Annotated in this window: 13 protein-coding genes; 6 read left to right on the top strand and 7 right to left on the bottom strand. The window is 72.1% G+C overall.

Annotated elements, in window-relative coordinates; genetic code table 11:
• Window positions 1–62: 62 nt before the first annotated feature.
• Window positions 63–1,055, bottom strand: coding sequence for a quinone oxidoreductase family protein (locus KV557_RS05715; RefSeq protein ID WP_218198630.1), 993 nt, complete (start codon window positions 1,053–1,055; stop codon window positions 63–65).
• An 89-nt stretch (window positions 1,056–1,144) separates the two neighbouring features.
• Here KV557_RS05715 and KV557_RS05710 point away from each other — a divergent pair, with 89 nt between their 5' ends.
• A complete protein-coding gene (locus KV557_RS05710) occupies window positions 1,145–1,774 on the top strand; it encodes a CGNR zinc finger domain-containing protein (RefSeq protein ID WP_218198629.1) in 630 nt (209 codons plus the stop codon).
• Window positions 1,775–1,833: 59 nt separating this feature from the next.
• On the opposite strand, the gene KV557_RS05705 is transcribed toward KV557_RS05710, so the two are convergent.
• Together KV557_RS05705 and KV557_RS05700 are read right to left on the bottom strand one after the other, a co-directional pair.
• Complete coding sequence (locus KV557_RS05705) at window positions 1,834–2,823, bottom strand: Acg family FMN-binding oxidoreductase (protein WP_218198628.1); 990 nt, start codon at window positions 2,821–2,823, stop codon at window positions 1,834–1,836.
• Window positions 2,824–3,260: 437 nt separating this feature from the next.
• A complete protein-coding gene (locus KV557_RS05700) occupies window positions 3,261–4,529 on the bottom strand; it encodes a phosphodiester glycosidase family protein (protein ID WP_256176994.1) in 1,269 nt (422 codons plus the stop codon).
• Between the two features lie 149 nt (window positions 4,530–4,678).
• Between KV557_RS05700 and KV557_RS05695 the strand changes: the two genes are divergently transcribed.
• A complete protein-coding gene (locus KV557_RS05695) occupies window positions 4,679–5,071 on the top strand; it encodes a pyridoxamine 5'-phosphate oxidase family protein (protein ID WP_218198627.1) in 393 nt (130 codons plus the stop codon).
• A gap of 14 nt (window positions 5,072–5,085) precedes the next feature.
• On the opposite strand, the gene KV557_RS05690 is transcribed toward KV557_RS05695, so the two are convergent.
• The 3 genes from KV557_RS05690 to KV557_RS05680 all read right to left on the bottom strand — a co-directional run bounded on the left by KV557_RS05690 (window position 5,086) and on the right by KV557_RS05680 (window position 8,050).
• Window positions 5,086–6,798: a sensor histidine kinase gene (locus tag KV557_RS05690; protein ID WP_308129776.1), complete on the bottom strand. Its 1,713-nt coding sequence runs from the start codon at window positions 6,796–6,798 to the stop codon at window positions 5,086–5,088.
• A gap of 61 nt (window positions 6,799–6,859) precedes the next feature.
• A complete protein-coding gene (locus KV557_RS05685; RefSeq protein WP_218198625.1) occupies window positions 6,860–7,099 on the bottom strand; it encodes a hypothetical protein in 240 nt (79 codons plus the stop codon).
• 264 nt (window positions 7,100–7,363) lie between these two features.
• Window positions 7,364–8,050, bottom strand: coding sequence for a ribonuclease H family protein (locus KV557_RS05680; RefSeq protein ID WP_218198624.1), 687 nt, complete (start codon window positions 8,048–8,050; stop codon window positions 7,364–7,366).
• 101 nt (window positions 8,051–8,151) lie between these two features.
• On the opposite strand from KV557_RS05680, the gene KV557_RS05675 reads away from it, so the two are divergent.
• A complete protein-coding gene (locus KV557_RS05675; protein WP_218198623.1) occupies window positions 8,152–8,604 on the top strand; it encodes a DUF5959 family protein in 453 nt (150 codons plus the stop codon).
• Window positions 8,605–8,694: 90 nt separating this feature from the next.
• Here the strand turns inward: KV557_RS05675 and KV557_RS44390 are convergent, their stop codons facing one another.
• The gene (locus tag KV557_RS44390) at window positions 8,695–16,380 is read right to left on the bottom strand and encodes a polymorphic toxin-type HINT domain-containing protein (RefSeq protein WP_218198622.1); all 7,686 of its coding nucleotides are present in this window, start codon (window positions 16,378–16,380) and stop codon (window positions 8,695–8,697) included.
• 413 nt (window positions 16,381–16,793) lie between these two features.
• Here KV557_RS44390 and KV557_RS05665 point away from each other — a divergent pair, with 413 nt between their 5' ends.
• From KV557_RS05665 to KV557_RS05655, 3 genes are all read left to right on the top strand, one after another.
• Window positions 16,794–20,933, top strand: a complete 4,140-nt coding sequence (locus KV557_RS05665) for a LamG-like jellyroll fold domain-containing protein (RefSeq protein ID WP_218198621.1) — start codon at window positions 16,794–16,796, stop codon at window positions 20,931–20,933.
• A gap of 306 nt (window positions 20,934–21,239) precedes the next feature.
• Window positions 21,240–22,421: a hydroxymethylcytosylglucuronate/cytosylglucuronate synthase gene (locus KV557_RS05660; RefSeq protein WP_218198620.1), complete on the top strand. Its 1,182-nt coding sequence runs from the start codon at window positions 21,240–21,242 to the stop codon at window positions 22,419–22,421.
• A gap of 178 nt (window positions 22,422–22,599) precedes the next feature.
• A complete protein-coding gene (locus KV557_RS05655) occupies window positions 22,600–23,649 on the top strand; it encodes a recombinase family protein (RefSeq protein WP_218198619.1) in 1,050 nt (349 codons plus the stop codon).
• The last annotated feature ends 153 nt before the right edge of the window (window positions 23,650–23,802 follow it).

The raw sequence follows: 23,802 nt of genomic DNA, 5'->3' as shown, positions 1-23,802 counted from the left end.
GTCAAGGGCGCGCGCATGGTCAGGGCGGCGGGCGACTTCCCGCGCGAGCCGCCCCGGTGACGTCACTCCATCACCAGCACCACCTTCCCCTTGTTCTCCCGCTGCTCCAGGCGACGGTGGGCGTCGGCGGCGTGCTCCAGGGGGAAGGTCGACCGGACGGGGACCCGGAATCTCCCGGCGGCGACGGCCTCGGCGAGTTCGCGCAGGTCGGGGCGCGGGTCGTAGCCGTTCTCCAGGAGGTTGGTGAGCTGGAAGCCGTGGATGGTCACGTTCTTCGGGTAGAAGTCGCGGGTGTCGACGGTGCTCGGGGTCAGGGTCACGTTGGCCATGGCGATCACCCGGCCGAGCGGGGCCGCCTCGTGCAGGCTATGGGTGAAGACCGGGCCGCCGACCAGGTCGAGCACCACCTCGGCGCCACGCCCGTCGGTCAGGCGCAGGACTTCGTCGACCGCGGCGTCGCCCGCGTAGACGGAGGTGTCGACGGTGTCGTGGGCGCCGAGTCCGGCGGCCCAGGCGGTCTTCTCCGCCGAGCCGGCGACCGCGATCACCCGGGCGCCGGCCGCGGCGGCGATCTGGACGGCCGCGCTGCCGACGCCGCTCGCTGCGGCCTGCACCACGACGGTCTGGCCCGCGCCGATCCGGGCGAGGCGGTGCAGGCAGTACCAGGCGCTGAACCAGGCGGAGGGCAGGGCGGCCGCCGACGTCAGGTCGATGCCGTCGGGGAGGACGACCGCCCGGTCGGCGTCGACGGCGGCCAGTTCGGCGTAGAAACCGGGCCGGCCGGCCTCGCCCATCGCCAGCACCCGGTCGCCGACCTCGAAGCCGGTCACGCCCGCACCGACCGCGAGCACGGTGCCGGCGCCCTCCACGCCGGGGATCAGCGGCGGCCGGCCGGCCCGGTGGTAGCGGCCGGAGCGGAGCAGGGCGTCGGCCCGGTTCACGCCCGCCGCCGCCAGCCGGACCAGCACCTGCCCGGGCCCCGCCACCGGGTCCGGCACCTCGCTCGGCACCAGGACCTCGGGGCCGCCGAACTCTTCGATCCGCACTGCACGCATGACGTCACTCCAGCCATCTCGACACCGGTTGAACTAGTGTCAAGCTAGCAACACTCCTTCAACCGGTGTCAAGCGCTAGAATCGCCGCCATGAGCACCGGCACCGCGCCCACCGACCCGCCGGCCTTCCCGTTCATCGGGGGCCGCGCCTGCCTCGACTTCGTCGCCACCCTGGGCCGGCGCCACGCCGAACCCCTCGAACGAATCCCCGAACCGGCCGATCTGGACCGCTGGCTGCTCGCCGCCGGACTGCACACGCAGCCGGACTTCCCCGCGGCCCCGAACCGCACCACCCCGAACCGCGCCACTCCGGCCGACCTCGCCGACGCCCGCACCCTGCGCGAGGCCCTGTACCACCTCCTGCGCGCCGCAATGGCGGGCCTGGCCGCCGACCCGGCCGACCTCGCACGCGCCAATGAGGCGGCCCACTGGCCGGACCTCGCACCACAGTTGACGCTTGATCAGGAAGGCGGCACCGCGCGGCCGACCCGGCACTGGCAGGCCGCGGATCCCGTCCCCGCCGCGCTCGCCACCGTCGCCCGCGACGCCGCCCTCCTGCTCAGCGGCCCCCTACTGGACCGGGTCAAGGAGTGCGAGAACCCCGACTGCTCCCTCCTCTTCCTCGACGACTCCCAGGCCCGCCGCCGCCGCTGGTGCTCCATGGACCGCTGCGGCAACCTCGCGAAGGTGGCCGGATACCGCACCAGAAAGAAGAACTGACGCGGAGTCATGCCATCCGAACGGTCGATGAGCCCGCCCACGCCTCACCTACGCCTCGCCTACGCCTCCGACAGGTCGAGGATGTCCCCCACCTCACGGCGCGGACTGGCCGAACCGGGCGGGCCGTAGCCGAGGCGCAGCACCAGCTGGACGTGCCCGGGCCCCTCGGCGGGGTCGCGCAGCCGCCAGCGGGTGTCGGGGATCTCGACGGCCTGGTGCAGGACGGAGGCGCGCAGGCCGTGGACGGTGGCGAGCAGCCAGACCCGCTCCAGCGCCTGTCCGGTGCGCAGCCAGTCCGCCTGGCCGTCGAGGTGGGTGGTGAGCGTGGCCAGTTGCGGCGGCAGCGCCTCGAAGCGCTCGGCCGGGGTGGCGTGGCGCGGCGGGTGGCCGGTGTAGCTGCGCATCGGGACGTGGGCATCGCGGTCGTGCGAGCCGAGGGCGGCGAGCGGGATGCCGTCACAGGACGGCTCCAGGCGCAGCCAGCGGCGGGTCTCGGCCTCGCGGGTGACGTCGGCGGCGATCCGGACCTCCGCCTCGGAGGTGAGGGCGAGCACGCGGCGTACGCCGTGCTCCTCCAGCAGGGTCAGCGTGACGCCCTCCTCCCGGGCCGCCGCGATGAGGTCGGCGACGAGCGTCTCGGGGACGTCCCGGTTGGTGAACGGCTGGCGGCTGGAGTGGCGTTGGGCGATGGCCGGGTAGAGGTCGGCTCCGAAGGGGTGCGGTGCGCGGCTGGGTGCGGAGAGGTCGAGGACGGCCCGCGGCTGCCCGCCGGGACCGGCCGGCAGCAGGCGGACGGCGGCCTCGCGGCCGAGCCGGGCGGCGGCCACGCGCAGGTTGAACAGGGCGGCGCCGATCGAGACGTGCAGGGCCCTGCCGTCCGGGTCGGCGGCCGGAACGGCCCGCCCGAGGTCCGCGTGGACCTCCAGGCCGAACAGGTCGGGCGTCGGGCGGAAGCGCCAGGGCTGGCTGTTGTGCACCGAGGGGGCCGCACCGCCGGCTTCGGCCAGCAGGTGCAGGTCCGCGGTGGTGAGGCCGGGTTCGGTCGTCATGATGGATCACTCCCTGCCGGCGGGGAGCGCCGGTGATTCGATCATCGGACGAACGGGCGCCGAGTGCGAGGGCCCAACGGCCCCGAACCCGCAGCTGGGCGGCGCCGCGTTGCCCTGATCCGAGCTGATCCGCACTGATCAGCCCTGATCAGCCCCGACGGCCCCGCCAGTCCCGCCGGTCCCGTCGGCAGGGCCCAACGACCCTGGCCCCGTCCCCGGCGCCTCCGCCCTGGCCTCCTGCACCGCCGACTACACCGGTAGTTACCTCGGCCGGCACGGCCTCAGCCGCGCCGGGCTCCACGTCACCGCCGACCACACCATGGCCGAGGAGGACCGCCCGGCCCGGATCGCCTCGGTCGCCATCGCAGTCACCGCGCCCGACCCGGTGAGCTGGATGGTGCGCACGCCATCAGTACGGAGAGCAAGCGCAGCAGAACTCAGTGCAGCGATCCGCCCGGTGCCTGACCGAGTGCCCGACGGTGTCGGGACGAGAAGACGGCGATGCCGTTGGGGACCGGTCGTTCCTGGTCATGGTCAAGGTGATTGCGTACCCGGACGTGGCCGGTGGCCGGGTCACGGGTGGCGAGTGTGGCCGATGCCCCGCCGTCCAGGTAGGCGGCCTGCTCGCAGTCCAGGGCACGGAGAACGTCGGCCAGTTCGCTGACGGTGAGCCCGCTGGAGGCGCCTTCCCGGCCGTCGGTGGAGAGCAGCCGCACGACACGCCCGCCGCCGGCGATGCCAACGGCACTGCGGGGTTCGGCGGTGACCGCGTCCAGGCCGGCGAGCAGCCGACCGTTCCGGATCAGCGGGTAGGCGCCCAGGGCGAAGGCGAACGGCACCGGGACGCTTGACGCGAGGCGGTAGTCGACGTCCACCGGGGTGCCGGGCGTCAGTTCGCGCAGCGCGCGGGCGCCGGCCTCGCGGCCGAGGAGCACGGTGGTGCCCGGGGCGATGGGACCGGCGCCCGGGCCGTCGGACACCGCCTCGACCCGGCCGTGGCGGACGCTCACCTCGTAGGTGTCGTCGGTGCAGGGGGCGGCCCGGTGGTCATCGGTCCCGCACGCGGCGCGCGCCCGGGACACCCCACCCCACAGCGCCGTGAACGCCCCGATCGAATCGACCGGCAGGGCGTACTGGTTGAGGCCGCCCAGCACCATCGCGCCCTCGGGGGTGTAGACGTGACCGCGCAGCGTCAGACGGCCCAGGCGGGCCCTGCCGTCCGTCCCGACCCCGAAGACGTCCTCGTCCGTGTCGCCGGGTGGCTCCGTCCAGCCGAAACGCTGGCCCTCCGGCACCGCGCCCTTCAACGGCAGGCCGTCCAGGACCGCAGGGCCGGAGGTCGCCCCGGTCGCCTGGACACCGGGGTGCTGCTCCTCGGTGATGTCGAAGAAGTCACCGTTGATCGCGGCGACAGCGCCGGAGTCCTCGCCCATCCGAGAGACCGCCCGCCGGGCGGCGACCGCACCGGGGTACAGCAGCCCGGCCCCCACCCCCGCACGGTCCAGATCCGCCGTCACCACGTGGACCCGGGCGCTTCTGTGGGAGGTGCGAACCGTGAACGCCTCGTAGCCCACCCCCGGCGCCACCCGCACACGTACGACGCCGGTACCGGCCGGCACGGCGCCCGCCCGGTACCCGGCCGACCCCCTGCCCAACGCACCCGCGACCAGGACCACGACAGCGGTGACGCCAGTGACACTTCTCATGCCGTCACTCTGCGCAGCACCGGTCGCGCCCAGTGCGCAGGCGCGACGATCAACCGTGAGAACGCCACCAACACTGCGACCAGTTCGGCGGCCGGTCAGGGACCGAACGGCCCTCGCCAACCACGTGCGCGACGCGAACAATCGGGCCCATGGAACCCGACCACATCCCCACCGCGACCCCTCCGCCGGACGAGCAGCACTGGCTGCGTCTTCTGTCGGGCGTCGCGGTCGGCCGCGTGGTCTACACCGTCGGCGCCCTGCCGGCCGTGCTGCCGATCCGCTATCGGCTCGGCGGGGACGGCAGCGTGCTGCTCCGCGCCGCCGCCCGTTCCGAACTCGTGCGGGCGGTGTCCGGCGCGCTGGTGGCCTTCGAGGCCGGGCAGGTCGACGAGAGGGACGGCACCGGGTGGAGCGTGACCGTGCTGGGGCGCGCGGACGTTTCGGCGGACCCCGCCGCCACCGGACAGACCACCGGCCAGGTCTCGATCCGGATCCGGCCCGAACTGGTCACCGGCCGCCTCCTCCCGGACACCCGGGCCTGACGCGGCCCCGACGCTCACACGGGCAGCGGCGCCGACCACACCACCCGCGTCCCGCCCTCCGCCGGGCGGTCCAGCTCGAACGTCCCGCCCAGCGTCCCGGCCCGCTCCGCCAGGTTGCGCAGGCCGCTGCGCCGCCCCTGCTCGGGGATGCCGACCCCGTTGTCCTGCACGGTCAGCACCACCCGCCCGCCGACCGCCTGGAGCACGACCTCGACCCGGCCCGCCTCCGCGTGGCGCGCCGTGTTGCTGAGCGCCTCCGCCAGCACGGCCAGGACGTGCTCCGCCACCTCCGACGGAACGTCGGTGTCCAGCAGGCCCTCCATGCTCAGCCGCGGCGCGAAGCCGAGCACCGCCTGCGCCTGCTCCACCGTCCGGACAGCCCGAGCGCGCAGCCCCTGTCCAGTGGCGTCCGCGCGCGCCCGCAGGCCGAAGATCGTCGACCGGATGATCTTGATGGTCTCGTCCAGGTCGCCCACCGCCCGCAGCACCCGGTCGGACGCCCCGGGGTGCTCGATGACGCGAGCCGCGCTCTGCAACGTCATCCCGGTGGCGAACAGCCGCTGGATCGCCAGGTCGTGGAGGTCGCGGGCGATCCGGTCGCGGTCCTCCAGCATCGCCAACTGCTCCGCGTCGCGCCGACGTTCCGCCAGCTCCAGCGCCAGCGCGGCCTGGTCGGCGAAGCCGAGCAGCGGGCCGATCTCCCGATCGGTGAACTCCGGCTCGCCCGCCGCCCTGGCCAGCAGCAGCACGCCGTCGATCTGCCCCTCGGCCCGGCCCAGTGGCACCGCGACCGCCGGGCCCAGCCCGTCGAACCGGCGCGGCCCGGCGGACAGCCGCGGATCACCGGCCAGGTCCGCCGTGGTCGCCGGCACGCCCGAGGCGCAGGCCGCCCCCGACAGCGACCCCTCCAGCGACACCACCAGACCCGCCCGGCAGCTCACGTCGCCGCCCAGCGCCAGCTCCACCCGCACCGTGCCGGTCCCGGCCACCGGCACCGAGATGTCGGCCAGGTCCGCGCCGGTGATCTCCCGCGCCCGCTGCGCGATCAGCTCCAGCACCTCGGAGCGGGAGCCTCCGGACAGCAGGGCCCGGGTGATCTCCGCACTCGCACTCAGCCAGCGCTGTTGGCGCTGCGCCTCCTCGTACAGCCGGGCGTTGTCGATCGCCACTCCGGCCGCCACCGCGAGCGTCGAGATCACCGCCTCGTCGTCGGCGTCGAACTCCTCCCCGCCCTGCTTGTCCGTCAGGTAGAGGTTCCCGAACACCTCCTCGCGCACGCGCACCGGCACCCCGAGGAAGGTCCGCATCACCGGGTGGTGCGCCGGGCAGCCCACGGACGACGGGTGCCCGGAGAGGTCCGCCAGCCGCAGCGGCGCCGGATGGCGGATCAACTCGCCCAGCAGGCCCCGGCCGGTCGGGTACGGGCCGATGCGGGCGATCTCCTCCTCCGCCAGGCCCACCGTGAGGAACTGCGACAGCGTCTCCCCGTCCGGACCGATCACCCCGAGCGCCGCGTACCGCGCGTCCACCAGGACGGCGGCGGCCTCGACGATCCGCCGCAGCACCTGCGTCAGGTCCAGCTCGCGACCGACCGACAGCACCGCCTCCAGCAGACTGTGCACCCGGTCCCGGGTGCCCCGGGCCGCGTCGATCCGCGCCTGGAGCTCCTCCAGCAGCTCGTCCAGCCGAAGCTGCGGTATCCGTGACCGCACCGTCTCGCCGCTCACGGACACCCTCCTCCTCGGCTCCCCGCCGCGGCCGATTCTCGCAGAAGGCGGCGAACCCCGGTCAGGCCGGGGAGATGTTCTTGACCGTCCCCGCCGGGTCGGCGAGAAGGGAGCCGTGTCGGTAGTCGTCGAAGAGCGAGAACTCCAGGGCCGGGGCGTTCGTGAGGGGGCTGATATCGATACTGAGGCTGCTCCACGTCGGGTGGGGCACGCGGACGGCCGCCAGGGCCTGCTGTTCCAGGCCGGGCAGGGCGTCCCAGTTGAAGGACGACAGGTTGATCAGCTGGTCCTTGTGAGGCACCGTTCCGCCGGGCCGGCGTGTGACGGTGCCGTTCTGGGCGCGACCTCGCGGTGCAACGCAACGTCACGCGCCAGCCGGACCAGCCCCATCCCCCCGCCGCCGAGCCGCCCGACCAGCTCGAACCGGCCGTCGATGCCCCGCAACGGCGCTCCCCAGGATTCATCGCGGCCATCGTGCGAGGCCGCACCGACCATCTGCGCGAACCGGGTCGGGCCGGGGTCCGCCAGGCGGACGGGTGCGCGACGGTCTGCGGTCCTGCCGGCTTCAGGCGTGGGCGCCCGCGCACTCGGGGTGGCCCCACGTGCTGCCCACCTTGGTGATCTTGTCGCCCTTGGCGTAGGGGCGGGTGCACGGGCACGTGCCCGGGTAGCGGGCGGACAGGGTTCGCGAACCGGCTGAGGAGGTCCGCTTCGGGGTGGACGGGGAGGAAGTGCGGCCAGTGCGGGGTGCGGTGCTCGGGGCCGGGGCGGGGACCGGGAGGTCGGCAGCGGTTCCGCCCGCGGCCTCCTGGGTGCGGGCGGCGTCGCTGGCGGCCTTGTCGGCGATGGCGTTCAGCGGGTCGCCGTCCACCCGGTGGGCGGGGACGTACACAAAAGTGACGTCCCGGCCCTCCAGGTGCGCGTCGATCTCCTGGATCAGCTCGCGGTTGGCCACCGGCTTGCCGGCGGCGGTCTTCCAGCCGTTGCGCTTCCAGGCCACCAGCCACTTCGTCACGGCGTCGCGGGTGTACGTGCTGTCGAGGCGGACCTCCAGCGGCACGGCGGGATCCGTCGCGGCCAGCAGCTCCCGCAGCGCCGTCAACTCGCCCACGTTGTTGGTGCTGTGCCCGAGCGGACCGGCCTGCCAGCGCTGCGGCGCTCCGGCGCTGTCCGCAACCACGTACGCCCAGGCCGCCGGACCCGGGTTTCCCTTGGCTGCTCCGTCACAGGCTGCAATGACTCGTTCGACCATGCACCGATCATGCCAGGGACGTCCACGGATTACCCCGCCCGGGTCCCCGGTGGCATAGTGAGGGCAGGACTTAAACGATCATGGATTTTCGGGGAGGCATCATGGATCTGATCAGGCTGACGGACGGCGACACCAGCGTCCGCGTCCGCATTCTGGGCCGGCGTTCGCCCGGGAATCTTCAGCTGCACGACCTGCTCGACGCGGAGGTCGTCCTGGAGACGAGCTTCATCAGCGGGCGGCTGGCCATCTGCTGCTGTCCCGCGGACCTGAACGCATGGTCCCAGGCCCTGGACGCGCTCGGCGCGGGCCGTGACATCGAGTGGCTCGACCTCGGCAACGGGCCGGTGATCAGGATCGAGGCGTTCAACGAGGAGCAGGAGACACCGGTCGTGACCATCGAGGACGGCTGGGCCTCCTGCACCACGGCGGTCGTCCCGCTCGACCTGGCCGACGGATGGGTGGATGAGCAGCGCCGCCTGCTCGACGACGTGGTGCGGATCTGGCCGAGCGAGACCCGGCAGACGGCGCCCGGCGTGTACGAGTGGCGGCGCTGAGACGAGCGTCCGGCGCCCGAGGACCGGAACGCCCGGGGGCGGAGCTTCGTCGCGAAGCTCCGCCCCTGGTCTGTTCCTAGTGCGTGAACGTCATTGGAAGAACGTCCTGCCCATGAACCATCCGGTGTCGTCGAACGCCTCGATGGTCACCGCGTACGGGACGTTGCTGCCCGCCCGGTAGAGCGGCGTCGACGCGTACATGATGGTGTTGTTCGCGGCGTACGCGGCGATCTCCTGCTCGAACGTGTTCATCACGCCGTTGTCGATGGACGCCGTCGTCCGGACGAGGTTCTCCGGAGTGGTGCCGGATCCGCCCAGCGCCTTCGGCAGGAGGTGCCCCCGGGCGTCGCCGTTGGCCCCGCTCACGAAGCCCGGCGGCTTGATCCGTTGCGCCGCCTTCGTCCCTCCCTGCGCGACCATCTCCGGCGTGACCTCCGCGACGATGCCGGAGCGGCGTCCGTTGGCGTCGATGGTCCCGTAGTCGATCTCTCCGCAGGTGTTGTGCACCAGGACCGGGGTCGCGCCCGCGAGCACGTAGTACGTGTGGAGCTGGTCGACGGTCAGGTTGTACATGTCCTTGCCGCCGGCCACGGCCTTCAGGGCGCGGATGACGACGAGGTGCCCGTCGGCGGACTTCAGGGTGTGACCGGGCCGCAGCTCCGCCGCCGGGGTCCACGTCCGGGTGGTCTCGTCCCAGAACGGGTGGTTGGCGGTGGTGTGGAGCTCGGTGTCCCTGCCGTCGTCGCCGACGACCGTGACGTCCAGCAGGTCCTCGTCGCCGTGCACCCAGGTCGCGGTGACGGTCCGGGCGCCCTGGTCCACCGCGGTGCTCTGGTCCGCGGACTGGACCCGGTCGCCGACGGTGATCTCACCGATGGCCTTGGTGCCGCCGTCGGCCATCAGCACCCGGGTGTCCGGGGTGAAGCTGCAGGTGGTTCCCTCCGGCGAAGAGGACGAGCCTCCGCCGCCGGAGTCGCCACCGGAGTCGCCACTCGACTTGCCACCGCTGGTCGGCGCGTCGTCGCCGGCCTTGCCGGCGCCGCCCGGCTCGCTGTTCGGCTCCTTGCTGCTGCCGCTCTTCGGGCTGGACGGTTCGTCGCTCTTGGGTGTGGTGGGCGAGGGGTCGGGATCGGACGGGACCGAGTCGTCGTCGCTGAGGAGCCGCTTGAGTGCGCTGACGCCCTCCTCGATCTCGTCTGCGGCCTTGTACGCCTTGACGCCCTCCTCGACCGCCTTGATCAGCCCGTATCCGTCGACCGCGATCGAGGCGACGGTGCCGGTCACCTGCCCCGCGATGTAGGAGTCCGAGTCGGTGTCGATGCCGAACAGGTCCGCGACCGGGGTGTCGTCGACGTAGTCCATGTGCCCGGCCTCGGGCATGTACCAGGCGTTCTCCTCGTAGACGTAGTCGTTGTAGAGGTCGGCGCAGCTGTTCCAGACGTCGGCGGCGCCGTCGACGACCCACTCGTACGGGTCGCCGACCACCGAGTCGGCGGCCCCGGCGAGGAAGTCACCGGTGTCGTCCACCGCCTCGTCGACCCAGTCCTCGCCCCACCACAGACCCTTCGGGTCGCACCCGGTGGTCGGGTTGTCGGCGGCGTAGGCGTAGCCGCCCATCTGGTTGGCGTCGCCGACCTCGAAGACCGGGTCGACGCTCAGGAAGCGGCCGGTGACCGGGTCGTAGTGTCGGGCTCCCAGCAGGTTGAGGCCGGTGGTCTGGTCGGCGGGTTGGCCGAGGAACCCGTGGTTGTCCGCCCAGTTGGCCGGGTTGGCGCCGCGCGGGTTGCCGTAGGGGTCGAAGGACCGCCGGGTGATCCCCAACGTCGAGCCGTCGACCTGGAGTTGGGCGGTGCCCTGGCGGCCTGCCGGCTGGTAGGTGATGGTCCCCTTGCTGGAGCGGACGATCACCGTGCCGTCGGGCGCCCGGTAGTAGCGCAGGCCGCTGACGCTGTTGGCCACCGTGTCGAGGCTGAGCTGCTCGATGCCCCCGAACAGGTACAGGGTGGTGTTGCCGACTCCGCGCTGCAGCAGCAGCTTGCCGTCGGCGTCGTAGAGGTAGGCGGTCTGCTTTCCGTCGGTGGTGGCGCTCTGGGTCCGGCCCTCGGCGTCGTAGGTGAAGGTCTGGTTGCTCGCCTTGGCGCCCGTGGTGACCCGGCCGACGGTGTTGCCGGCCTTGTCGTACCCGGGGGTCAGGACGGTGGTTCCGTTGGTCGGGCTGGTGGTGGTGACGGTGGCCGCGGCGTTGGGCAGGCCCGTGACCGCCGTCCCGGCACCCGGGTAGGCGATGGTCTGGGTGGTGTCCTTGGCCGCGTTGCCGGTCACGTCGTGGCTGACCTGCTGGGTGCGGTCACCGAGCAGGTTGAACTGCCAGTCCAGCCAGTAGGGGTTGGGCCCGCCGACGGTGGCCGGGCTCGGCCTGGTCGTGTTGCACCGGGCGAGCTGGCCGGCCGTGGCGCCGGTGATGCCCTTGGTGTCCGTCCAGGCGGTGACCAGCCGGTCCTGTGCGTCGTAGCCGAAGCACTGGGTGTCGGTGACCCGGTCGGTGCCGCCCGAGGACTGGACCTCGGAGACGGTCGTGACGTTGCCGATCTCGTCGTAGCCGTAGGTGAGGTTCTCGATCGGGTTGGTCGTGTTGTTCTGCAGGGTGACCCGGTTGGTGGCCGCCCGGCCGGTCGCCTGGTCGTAGGTCTGCGCGGTGCGCAGCTGCTTGGTGGGCGTGCCGATGGTGGTCTGCCAGACCTGCCCGAGCGGGCTGTAACCGGCAGTGGCGACGTACGGCGTACTGGCCGAACCCATGGACACGAGTCCGCCCGCCAGGTTGTAGCCGTAGCCGACGGTCTCGGCGGGCAGGCCTCCCTCGGTGCCATAGGTGGTGGAGGACAGCAGGTTGGCGTTGGCGGTGTAGGCGGCGCCCGCGTGGTAGGTGCCCGCCAGCTTGCCCTCGGCGGCCGGGATCACCACGGTCATGCCGGTGGCCTGGCCGATCGCGTTGTAGCCGTCGATCCGCCGGACGTACGAACTGCCGTTCCGGCCCCCGACGTAGCGGGTCGCGGAGGCGGGCAGGCCCTTGCCGAGGGTGTCGTAGGTCCACTCGGCGAGCAGCTTCGACGGGTCGGTGGTGCCGGCACTCGCGTACTCGCCGGTCTTCCGGCCGAGCGGGTCGTAGGTGTACGAGAGCGTCTGGCCGCGCGCGTCCGTGGTGGTGGCGACCCGGCCCATGGCGTCGTAGCCCGTGGTGATGGTGCCGCTGTCCGGGTCGGTCTGCGAGAGCTTCCGGCCCTGGAGGTCGTACGTGTAGGACCAGGTGTTGCCGACCGTGTCCTTGATCGTGGCCGGCTTGCCGGCGGAGGTGTACGTGTAGCGGGTGGTGATGTCGGCGGTGGCCGCCGTGTTCGCCGTGCCGCTGGACCAGAGCTGGGTGCCGGCCGGGTCCACGACTGCGAGGCTGCCGTCGGCCTGCAGCTTCAGCGACGAGCCGGGGTGGCCCGCCGTGTTGCTGGACCACAGCTGCGCGCCCTTGGGGTCCTTGACCACGACGTTGCCGTCGGGCTGCACGGTGGCGTAGGCACCCGGGTGGCCCGAGGTGCCCGAGGACCACAGGGTTTGCCCGCCGGCCAGGGCGGTCAGCACGAGGTTGCCGTCGGCCTGCGCGGCCAGCCGCGTGCCGCCGGAGACCTCCGAAGCGCCGGAGTAGATCGTCGTGCCGGCGCCCAGGGTCCTGTCACCGGTGGTGTCGCGCGACACCGTCGCGGTGGTCCGGCCCTGCGCGTCCTTGTACGTCGTCGTGGCCTTGCCGCCGCCCGGCGGGGTGCTGTCGACCCGGTCCACACCTCGGTAAGTGGTGGACGTGCGCCACAGCGCGGTGGCGAAGGAGTCCAACTCCGAGGAGACGGCGCGGCCCTGACCGTCGTACCAGGTGCGGGTCACCGACGGGCCGGTGTTGTTGGCCTCGGCCCACATCGTGGTGCCCGGATCGTTCTTCGGGTCCGAGTAGGGCGCGATCGAGGACGTCTTCCAGCCGTGCGAGTCGTAGTAGTACGAAGTGACCAGCCGGCCCGCGGAGTTGTCCGCGGTGGTGGCCTGCTGCTGGCGTTCCTGGAGCAGGCCGTCGTAGATGCTGACGGAGGTGCTGTACGAGCCGTCCTCGCGCAGCGACTGCGTGGTCACGCTGTTCGGGTCCGGGTTGTCCCCGGCGCCGTGGACGGCGTACGAGTAGATCTTGTCCGGGCTCTGGCTCGCCTTGTTCCGGCCCGGGAACCAGACCTTGGTGCGACGACCGAGCGCGTCGAAGGCGACGTCCGTCACCCGGCCGTTGGAGTCCACGGCGTGGGTGACCGCCGCCCGGGTGGGCGCGACGGTGCTGCTGGAGGTCCAGCCGAGCGGGTTGGTGGTGGAGATCGAGGTGGGCAGCGTGCCGCTGTCCGGACTGTAGGTGGTCGTGGTGGCCGCGCCCGCCCCGTCCCGGCTCCGGGTCACGCGCCCGTACTTGTCGTAGCTCAGCGCGCCGATCGTCTGGAAGACCGGCTTGCCCTGGGCGTCGTACGAGGTGACCGCCTGGGTGGCGGTGACCAGGCCGAGGGTGGAGCCGTTCTGGCCGAGGGCGCCGAAGGTGCCGGGGTTGGTGACGCTGCCGTCGCCGTCGTAGAACATCCGCTTGTGCGAGAGCGTCGTGGCGGCGCTCTCGGCGGTGCCGCAGGGGCCCGAGACGGTGATGGTCTCGTCGGGGACGGTCAGCAGCAGCGGGCCGGCGGCCGGTGCGTCCGCGTACTTGGTGGTGGTGCAGGTCTCCTGGGCGGGGTCCGCGAGGTCGCCCTTGTCGTCCGCCTGGTAGAGCCGGCCGAGGGCGTCGTTCACCTGGTTCGACTGCCTGGTGCGCCAGGTGCCGTCGGAGAGCAGGCCCATCGACCGGGTGCCGGTGGACTGGACCCGGCGGGCGGTCTGGTCGGGCAGTGTGGACAGCTTCGCGGGCGCCGGGTCCTCCGAGGTCCAGGCCGTCCGGGTCGCGGTCGCGGTGACCGTGGTGCCGGGCGCATCGGTGAGCACCTTGCGATTCACCGTGCCGCCCGCCTGGGTGTAGCTGTCCGTCTCCTGGGCGGTGCCGGCCAGCCAGGGGCTGTCGGTGGTCTGCTCGCCCAGCGAGTTGGCCGGCTTGACGCTGCGCCGGGTGCCGTCGGCCTTGTAGTCGCCGTCCATGCCCTGGAGGTAGGAGACGACGGTCTGGGTGACCGGGTCGGGCGCCGCGCCGGTCGTCGTGGTGACGGTCCGGTAGCCGCGGAAGTCGTTCCAGGTGCGGTGCTTGTCGTCGGTCAGCTCGGAGTCGTCGCGGTGCCAGGCCGCGCCGCCGCTGTAGGCGTAGTTGGTGACCTTGGCCGGGGAGCCCGCCTTGGTCCGGTCGCTCTCGGCGACCTGCGCGACCATGGTCTTGTTGAACCAGTCGGCGATCGGGTCCTTGCCGCCGGGCGTGTTCCAGAACACCGGGTAGCAGGCCATGGTGTTGGCGTCCGCGGAGGACGGCATGCGGTTGCCGTCGCGCGAGCACTCCGGCGCCCGGTAGGAGACCGCGATCGACTCACCGGTCTCGGTCTGGATGCTGGATATGCGCGGGTGGTACAGCGGCGGCGCCGCCGGGCTCAGCCCGTCCACCCGGTTGTCCATCTCGACGCCGACGAAGCTCACCGGGTCCAGGGCGAGGTTGCCGCTGCCGCCGCCGGAGGTGTCCTTGCCGGTGTGGACGACCTGGGACAGCCACATCACCGACTGGAGGGCGCCGGTGGTCTTCGGGTCCTGGGTCTTGCCGGTGACCGGGTCCATCGTGCCGCCGGCGTCGGAGAACACCTGCTTCAGCTCGTAGCTGTCGACGTCCTGCCAGGCACTGCCGACCCTGACCTCGGTGTCGATCGACCTCAGCCGGTAGGTGGACCAGAAGGTCGGACCGCCGATCAGGCAGACGCCGTCGGTGTTGTCGTTGTCGACCTTGGTCTTGGCGTCGGACTTGCAGGCGAGGTCGTACGGGGTGTCCGGCCAGTTGGTGGCGGTGTCCTTGGACAGGTTCGACGCCTGGCAGACGCTGTCGGAGGTGGTGCAGCGCTGGGCGGTGTTGAAGACGACCTTCGCCGAGGGCTCCCGCCCGGCCTGCGCGTCGGCCAGCAGGTAGCCGTAGGAGACCTGGGTCAGGTAGCCGCCGCGGGTGTACTGGGTCATCGTGCCGCCGTCGCCGTTCTTGGCGACCTGGCCGAAGCCCATGTTGTAGTAGTTCGACTCGGTGGCCCAGTCGTAGCGCTGGGTGTTGCCGTGCGCGTCGACCACGAAGTCGAGGTTGAAGCGGTAGCCGACCGGCTTGTCGCAGCGCGAGTCGTTGCCCTTGCCGGCGTCGTAGCACGGGTCGCCCGACTTCGGGTGGTAGACCGGCACGCCCCAGGCGCTGTTGGTGGCGCCGTCCGAGGTGGTGCCGGGGGCGTGGTTCAGGCCCAGGTAGTAGGAGGTGCCGTCGGTGGTGGTGACCTTGAAGTACTCGCCGTCCCACAGGCCGTTGGCCGCGCCGCTGAGCCGCTCGATCCGCGTGCCGTCGTCGTTCGGCAGGCGGTAGACCCCGTTGGCGTCGCGGATCAGCTTGCCGTTGTGCGAGCCGAGCGAGATGGTCGCGTTCCAGCCGGCCCAGCACTCGTCGCCGGAGTCGTCGATCCCGTCGTTCTTGCAGGACTTGTAGGAGCGCTCGATGAAGCCGGGGCTGTACGCCCAGCCGTCACCGATCCAGGAGGACTGCGAGTTGCGCGCGGAGGTCTCGCCGTCCACCGACTGCGAGTCGTAGGAGAGCGCGACCAGCGGCGAGACCCCGCCGAGCGCGGGCGGGACGGTGACCGGGTAGCGGTACGTGAACGCGCCGGAGGCGGACGTGCTCCACGCGCCCGAGGCGGAGAGCGAGGTCGCGCCGTAGTCGCCCTGCGAGCCGCCGCTGCCGGCGACGGCGGCCACCGCCACACCGGGCGAGGACTGCGCGGCGAGCGCCGAGCGCGAGGCGAACAGGCTCGCCGACCTCGGTGCCGGGGCGGCCGAGGGGAGGGCGACCGTGGCGGTGAGCTTCTTCGTCACCGGGTCGTTGACCGACTCGATCGGCGTCTGCACCCGGCAGGCCGCCAGTTCGGGGCTGGTCAGCGCACAGCCCGGCAGGGCGACCAGGTGCAGCCGGGAGGCCCAGCCACCGCCGTACGCCTGCTCGACGGCGCCGTAGTCGAGCGAGACGGAGGCCCCGCCGACCCCGGACCGTCCGTCGGCACGCTCCAGGCCGACCAGCAGACCGTCCACGCCGGCGCCCTTCGCCTGCTCGCGGTCGGCCGTGCGCACCTGCACCGAGGAGACCGGGGCGGTCGGTGCCAGCGGGCTCACCAGGGCGCGGGCCCGTGCGCCCACCGCCGAGGGTTCGGCGACGGCCATCGACACCGGGGACGAACCGGCCTTCACGTCGGACGCCCGCAGGCCGGCGGGTGTGGCGGCCCGCTCCGCTCCGCCGGCCGGTGCTGCTCCGCCGGCCGGTGCGCCGAGGTCGACCGTCGTGGTCGAGGCGGTCGGCCAGACGGGCGCCACCGGCCGGTGCGCCGTCAGTTCCCGCGCCCCTGCGGTCAGCACCGGCACGGGCTTCGCACCGGGACTGCCCGCAGGATGGCCCGGCACCTTGGCCGGCTCGGGCAGCGGGTCGGCCGCCCACTCCTTGTCGGTGTAGTGGTAGCCGCCGACGACCGACTCGGCCACCGCCATCGGTGTCAGCAGCGCGAGTGTCACCGCTGTCGCGACGGCGACCGTCCCGCGTCGTGCCAGGGCACGCGCGCGGGGACCGTGAATCCGGCGCAGCTTTGATCGCATGCCGAACCATCCCCCTGTCGAACAAGAGCCTTTCAGATGCCCGCCGAGTGCGAACAGCTGACGATACGTATGATCGTTCGGCACCGTATTGCCACAGATGTTTCACCAGCAAAGGCCTGCTCCGGCAACCACGCCGTGCACGATGCTTCCGGGGGATCCACCGGGGCGGGCCACAGCCGGATGAACACGAACAAATGCGGTGCAAATCCGACACTCGACGGCATCCGACGGGGCGTCCGGCTGTGAAGAACATCACGACGTACCCGCTGCCGTCCCCAGCTGTCCTGAAAGGGCGACTCATGGGGGAAATCACCCGCGCCCGGAGCCATCCGGTGCGCATACTGACGCGTGCCGTGGTGATACCGGCCACACTCACCGGACTGCTTCTCGGCGGCGCCGGCCCGGTTCTGGCGGACGGTCAGCCGTCCCCGGCCGCCCCGGCCTCGACGGCCGCCGCGACGCCGCTGGGCGCCGCCTCGGCGAAGGCCCGGGTGTCCGGCGGCCCGGTCACGGTGGACGAACTCACCACGGAGACCGCCGACACGGTGGCGAACGCCGACGGCACCTTCACCCTCACCACCCACCTCCAGCCGGTCCGGGTCAAGCAGGACGGCCGGTGGAAGCCGCTCGACGCGAGCCTGGCCCGCAACGGCGACGGCACGTTCTCGCCGAAGACCGCCCCCGCCGGGCTGGCCCTCTCCGGCGGCGGCACCGGACCGCTGGCCACCCTCACCGACCCGAAGGGCCGCCGGCTGGCCCTGACCTTCCCGGCCGGCCTGCCGGCCCCCGAGGTCAGCGGCGACAGCGCGCGCTACGACGGCGTGCTGCCCGGTGTAGACCTCCACGTCACCGCCACCGAGCAGGGCGGCCTGCGCGAGGTCCTGGTCGTCCACGACGCCATCGCCGCCGCCAATCCGGCCCTCAGGTCGCTCCAGCTGGCCACGCACACCACCGACGGCCTCTCCCTGACGACGGGCCGGGACGGCTCCCTCACGGCCGGCGACGGCGACGGCACCGCCGCGTTCACGGCCCCGACCCCGGTGATGTGGGACTCGGCCGGCCGGGCCACCGGCTCCCCGACCCAGGCCCCCGCCGAACACCAGCCCGGCGGCGGCGCACAGGTCGCCCCGATCGGTGTCGAGGCCACACCGGACGCCCTGGTGCTGACCCCGGACGCCAAGCTGCTGACCGGTCAGAACACCGTCTGGCCGCTGTACATCGACCCCGCGGTCAGCCCGGTCACCAGCACCACCAACCACTACACGATCGTCCAGGAGGGGTGCCCCGGCTACACCTACTACGACGTCGCCCAGGACAACGGCCAGGGCATCGGCTACCAGCACTGGAAGGACTGCTACGGCCTCCAGCGCTCCTTCTACGAGGTCGGCCTGGGCAACCTCAGCGCCGACATGGTGATCTCCAAGTCGGTCCTGCACCTCACCGAGACCTACGGCGCCTCGTGGGACTGCACCAACAAGGCCCAGGTCCGCCTCGCCACGGTCGGCCGGATCTCCTCGTCCACCAGCTGGGACAACCAGCCCTCGGTGACCGGCGACGGCTGGCTCGGCACGCAGTACCCGACCAGCGCCAACGGCGGCGGCAACTGCGGCAACCAGGAGGCCAACTTCGACGTCACCGGCCAGATCAGGAAGCTCGCCGGCCACGCCGACACCTGGACCTTCGGCCTCTACGGCAACGAGTCCAAGTCCGACGACAACAACGACTACATGCGGTTCAACCGCAACCCGTACCTGGTCACGGTCTTCGACATCGCGCCCAACCAGCCCGACGCGCTCGCCACCACACCGGCCGCCCACAACCCGGACGGCAACGGCTGCGACGCCCGGCCCGGATGGATCGGCAACTCCGGCACGGCCGGCAGCGCCTCCGACATCGCGCTGGGCGCCCGGCTCAGCACGCGGATGAGCGGCGTCAACCTGCGGGCCCGGTTCAAGGTCTGGGACACCCAGGCCGGCGGGGCTGCCAAGAGCCAGCCGACCAGCGACTGGGTCTCCGGCGGCGGCACCGTCCGCACCAACCTCGGGTTCACCGTCAGCGACGGCCACCAGTACAGCTGGTCGGTCCAGGCCGAGGACAGCACGCTGACCGGGCCGGTCTCGCCGACCTGCTCCTTCATGGTCGACCTGACCCCGCCCACCGTCCCGGCCATCGCCGACTCCCCGGTCTTCCCCCCGCTCGGCGGGTCCGCCGCGCCCACCGGGCACGCGGGTGACAGCGGAGTGAGCGTCAAGGTCACCGCCACCGACCCGACCCCGGGCGGTTGCCAGGGCACCTGCCTGAGCAGCGGCGTCAAGCGCTTCGAGTACGCGCTCGACACCGACATCAACGGCTCCCTCTGGGTGCCGGCGACGCCCAACGGCGGCGGCAGCGCGACCGCCGACGTGCCCATCGTGCTCAGCGCCGCCCAGTGGGGCACCCACACCCTCTACGTCCGGGCCGTGGACGCGGCCGGCAACACCCAGGCCACCACCGCCCAGTACAGCTTCTTCGCACCGTGGAACCCGGCCGCCAAGGTGACCCAGGGCGACCTGGACGGCGACGGCGTCCCGGACCTCGCCGCCCCGACCACCGACGGCGACCTGGTGCTGGTCCGCGGCGACAGCAACCCGGCCGCCGCCCCGCAGGTGATCTCCACCAAGGACAAGAGCCCGGACGGCACCGGCTGGAACAACTACCTGATCGCCCACCGGGGCACCGCCACCGGCAGCAACACCGACGACCTGTTCGCCTTCGACAAGGCGACCCACCAGCTCTACCTCTACCCGAACGACGCCACCACCGCCGGAGGCACCGCGGGTCGCTTCACCCTGACCCAGAACGTCATCCCCATCAAGAACTCCGGCAGCTGCCCGGCCGGCGGCAGCGACGGCACCTGGAACAACGTCAGCCAGCTCCTCGCTCCCGGCAAGCTCGCCCAACTCGCCGACGCGCCAGACCTGATCACCGTCGACCGGGGCGAACTCCGGTACTACCCCGGCAGCTTCCAGGCCGGCTGCAACCTCGCGGCGGGCGTGCGGATCGGCACCGGCGACTGGTCCGACACCACCCTGCTCGCCCCCGGCAAGGTCGGCGGCGTGCCCACCCTGTGGGCCCGCGACAACATGACCGGCGCGGTCCTGAGCTACCCGCTGACCTTCGCCAACGGCACGCCCACCGCCTCGTTCCCGGCACCGGCCCGCGCCGCGCTCGTCTCCGCCGTCCTCGACGGCGCGGGCAAGAACCTGTGCCTGGACATCGACTACGCCAAGACCGCCAACGGCACTGCCGCACAGGTCTGGGCCTGCAACGGCACCAACGCCCAGACCCTCACCCGGGGCGCCGACAACACGCTGCACGTCCTCGGCAAGTGCCTGGACGTCTCCGGCGGCCGGACCGACAACCTCACCCCCGTCCAGCTCTGGACCTGCAACAACACCGCCGCCCAGCAGTGGGTGCCGGGCCCGAACCCCGGCTCCCTCAAGAACCCGGCCTCCGGCCGCTGCCTGGCCGACCCGTCCGCCAACAAGGCCCCGGGCACCCGGCTGGTGATCCAGGACTGCGCCGCCTCCGCCGGCCAGAACTGGGCCGCCACCACCGCCGGCAACGCGCTGGCCGCCGCCCAGCCGGTGCTGCCGCTCGGCCTCGGCGGCACGGACTTCCCGACCGCGGGCTCGCCGGGTGACGCGCAGGGCACCGGCAATCCGGCGATCTACGCGACCACCACGAGCGGCCAGATCATCGAGTACCCGGGCGCCACGCCCGCCGGCGCCACCGCCCAGTTCGGCAGCCCGCTGACCGTCGGCTACCTGCACCAGCCCGTCGACTGGTGGAAGCTCGCCGACACCACCGACAGCATCCGCCCGGCGAACGGCCTCACGCTGAACGGCGGCGCGGCGACCACCACCGATCCCGCCCAGGGCGGCGCGCTCGCGCTGAACGGCTCCTCGGCGTACGCCGCCACCGCCGGTCCGGTGCTCAACACCGGTGCCGGCTACACCGTTTCGGCCTGGGTCAACCTGTCCGACCTGAAGAACAACTCCACCTTCGTCTCCCAGTCGGGCACCAGCGCCAACGGGCTCCAGCTGTACTACTCCAACTGGGCACACGCCTTCGCGATCGGCCACGCCCACGCGGACGACACCGCCGGCGCGTTCTCCAGCGCCTACGGACCGGCCGACGGTCCGCTGAGCCCGAAGGTGAACACCTGGTACCACCTGGTCGGGGTGTACGACGCCGACCGGCAGCAACTACGGTTGTACGTCAACGGGCAGGCGGCCGGCACCGCCGACTACGCCGGGACGGTCTGGAACGCCACCGGACCGCTCCAGCTCGGCCGCCGGCTCTACCAGGGCGGCTACGGCGAGTACGCGGCCGGCCGGATCAGCGACGTGCAGGTCTTCGACCAGGCGCTCTCCCCCGCCGGGGTGGCCTCCCTCGGCAAGTCCCAGCCGGTGCCCACCCAGCTCGCCTGAGCGGCCCGGCAGCAGCACGGCGGCCCGCCCGTCCCCGGTCTCGGGGACCGGCGGGCCGCCGTCTTTCCGCCACCGACTTTCCGCCGCCGTCTCTCCGCCACCGGGACACCGGCGTTGGTCGCTCGATCGGGTGGACCCGGCCGCGTTTCGGTCCGTACGCCGAGCGACCGTACGCGGCGCGCTGATACCAAGGGTCCGCAACGGTTCCGTGCGGTGGTCGATCCATGCCCGCGCCGGGGCCGATGCCCAGACGACCGACCGGAGTTGAGGCTCCGCCGACCTGCTGTGGGTATGAGGCACAAGCGGATGCACAATGACACGAATGCCGGCGCCGTCGCCGTCGCCGGTGTGGAGTTCGGGTGGGGCAGTTCGGGGAAGCTCGGCGCGGTGCTGTCCGCGCTCCGGGAGCGGGCCGCGGAGCCGCTGCGGTACGTCGGGTTGGCGTCCGGGCTCGGGCGGCCGTTGCTGGCCGGGCAGCCCGTGGAGCGGTGGTACGACCTGCCGGAGGGCGATTCGGCATCAGCCGTCGCCCGGATCGTCCGGGACGAACGGGTGCGGGCCGCGCTGGTCGTGCTGGACGGGCGGCTGGCGAAGGCGCTCATGGCCTGCGGCGTGCCGACCGTGTTCGTGGACAGCCTGCCGTTCCTGTGGTCGGACGGGGACCGGGACGAACTCCCCCTGGACGCCGACGTCTACTGCGCGCAGAAGTGCGTCGAACTCCCGCCGGAGTGCGCCGGGGTGCTGGCGGAGGTCCGCTCGCTGCGTTGGGTCGACGCGGTGATCAGCACGCGTGGGATCGCCGAACGGGCGCCGTCCGCGCGGCCGTTCCGACGGGCGCTGGTGAACCTCGGCGGGCTGCGGGCACCTCAGCTCCCCGACTGGACCGTCTATCCGCGGCTCGTGCTGCCCGCCGTCCTCGCGGCGCTGACCGCGCACGGCGTCGACGACGTCCACGTGGCGGGCAACCTGCCCACCAGGCTCGCGGGGAGCCTGCTCGACTCCTGTGCGGCGCCCGCCCGGACGACCATCGGTCCGCTCGCCCATGACGACTTCCTGGACCAACTCGCGGACCGAGACGTCCTGTTGACCTCACCCGGCCTCACCACGCTGCTGGAGGCCGGCCGGCTCCGGGTGCCGACGGTGTGCCTGCCGCCGCAGAACCTCAGTCAGATCTTCAACGGCCGGTTCCACACCCGGGCCCTCGGCGCCGACGTCCGGACGGTCTGGCCCAAGACCGTCTTCGCCGAGGACGAGGCCCTTGCGCTGCGCACCCAGGGCGAGGGCAGCGCGCTCGACCTCATCTATGGCGGGACCGCGGGCGCCGCCGACCGCCATGAGCGCGAAACCTCTGCCGCCGTACGGGAGTCGGTGCTCGCCGCGCTGCGGCGCTGCGCGGACGAGGCCGTCGACTGGGGCGCACTGACCCGGCAGGTCGGCACGGACGGCGCGGCCCAGGTCGCCGACGCCCTGCTCGCCCTCCTGCGCTGACCATCCGCTCCTCCTCCGAAGTCCGAAACTCCGAACGAAAAGGTTCCGGGTGTCCCCCACCACGCCTGCGCGGCCTCGCTACCTGTTCATCCGCATCCTCGAAGCCTGCAACGCCGACTGCTTCATGTGCGACTTCGCCCTCTCGAGGTACTTCCGTAATCCATAGAACGGAAGTGTCATGGACGATGTGATTGCGACCGAGTACGACGGGTGCGGGTTGTGCTTCGTGGGGACACGTCGACTCAGCAGGAAGACCGACAAGACCAACAGCCCGGAAAAGCAGCAGAGTCAGATCCTACGGGCTGTCACGTCCGTTGGAGGGCACATCATCGGGTGGGCCGACGACTGGGAGGTGTCCGGCGCCACCGACCCCATGACGCGGCCTAAACTCGGTCCGTGGCTTCGGGGCGAGATGGGCCCATACTCGGGGACCGTAGCCGCCGCCGTGGACCGCATTGGGCGCAACGTGCGGTGCGTGCTCAACACGCAGGCTCTCCTGACCGAGCAGGGTCGGTTGATCGTGACCGGCGACCATGACGGGATCTGGGACTTCAGCGACCCCAACCAGGAGAACGACTGGATGATCAAGGCGTGGGGATCGCAGATGGAACTCCGCGCGATCCAGAAGCGCAACCGTGAGGAGACAGTTCGGGCGCGCGAGGCCGGCCAGCCCAAGCAGATGCCGTCATACGGCTACCAGTACGTGCGGCTGGTGCCGATGGGCAAAGTCGATCACGTCGAGATCGATCCCGTCGCGGCGGAGATCATCCGCAACGTGGCCGAGCGGATTCTGTTGGACGAGACCGGCATGATCACTTGTGCCACAGAGGCTGCACGGCTGAGCCGGGAGAGGACCCCATCGCCGAGCGACCGTCGAGCGCAGCTCTATGGCCGCAAGCCGAAGGGGTCTCCATGGGTCGCCAGGAGCGTCTATGAGATCCTGACCAGCGAGGCAGCGTTGGGTTACCTCATGCACGGCGGCAGGCCGGTTCTGGGGCAGGACGGCCGTCCGATGCGACTCGCCGATCCCCTGTGGGACCAGGCCACCCATGACGCCCTGGTCGCTAAGACTGCCCCCAAGCGCAGCGGCAGCCGTGCGCCCAAGAGTGTCCACCGGCTGTCGGGTCTGTCGTCCTGTGGGAACTGCGGTACCGGGCTATACATCGTCGGCCGAAGTGGGGAGGTCGGCTACGGCTGCACCGGACGTGTTCGGATGGCGTCCCGCTGAGTGGTGTAGCAGGGATCTTGGTGTAACCCCTGGTCATGAAGGAGCCATCGCGCAACTCTCCGAGTAGGAAGGCTCGTTGAGTGAGAGGTGCGCGATGGCCTTGTCCCAGTCTGACCTACTCCGCCTCATGGAGTCACTGCGTACGGCGGACGG

This window comes from Kitasatospora aureofaciens, from assembly GCF_019192735.1.
Taxonomy (GTDB): Bacteria; Actinomycetota; Actinomycetes; order Streptomycetales; family Streptomycetaceae; genus Kitasatospora; species Kitasatospora aureofaciens_A.
This window is presented reverse-complemented; position numbering and strand designations above follow the sequence as displayed.

Coding starts and splice junctions, on each gene's coding strand:
- KV557_RS05715 (WP_218198630.1), bottom strand. CDS start 1,055: ATGCGTGCAGTGCGGATCGAAGAGTTCGGCGGCCCCGAGGTCCTGGTG.
- KV557_RS05710 (WP_218198629.1), top strand. CDS start 1,145: ATGAGCACCGGCACCGCGCCCACCGACCCGCCGGCCTTCCCGTTCATC.
- KV557_RS05705 (WP_218198628.1), bottom strand. CDS start 2,823: ATGACGACCGAACCCGGCCTCACCACCGCGGACCTGCACCTGCTGGCC.
- KV557_RS05700 (WP_256176994.1), bottom strand. CDS start 4,529: ATGAGAAGTGTCACTGGCGTCACCGCTGTCGTGGTCCTGGTCGCGGGT.
- KV557_RS05695 (WP_218198627.1), top strand. CDS start 4,679: ATGGAACCCGACCACATCCCCACCGCGACCCCTCCGCCGGACGAGCAG.
- KV557_RS05680 (WP_218198624.1), bottom strand. CDS start 8,050: ATGGTCGAACGAGTCATTGCAGCCTGTGACGGAGCAGCCAAGGGAAAC.
- KV557_RS05675 (WP_218198623.1), top strand. CDS start 8,152: ATGGATCTGATCAGGCTGACGGACGGCGACACCAGCGTCCGCGTCCGC.
- KV557_RS05660 (WP_218198620.1), top strand. CDS start 21,240: ATGCACAATGACACGAATGCCGGCGCCGTCGCCGTCGCCGGTGTGGAG.
- KV557_RS05655 (WP_218198619.1), top strand. CDS start 22,600: ATGGACGATGTGATTGCGACCGAGTACGACGGGTGCGGGTTGTGCTTC.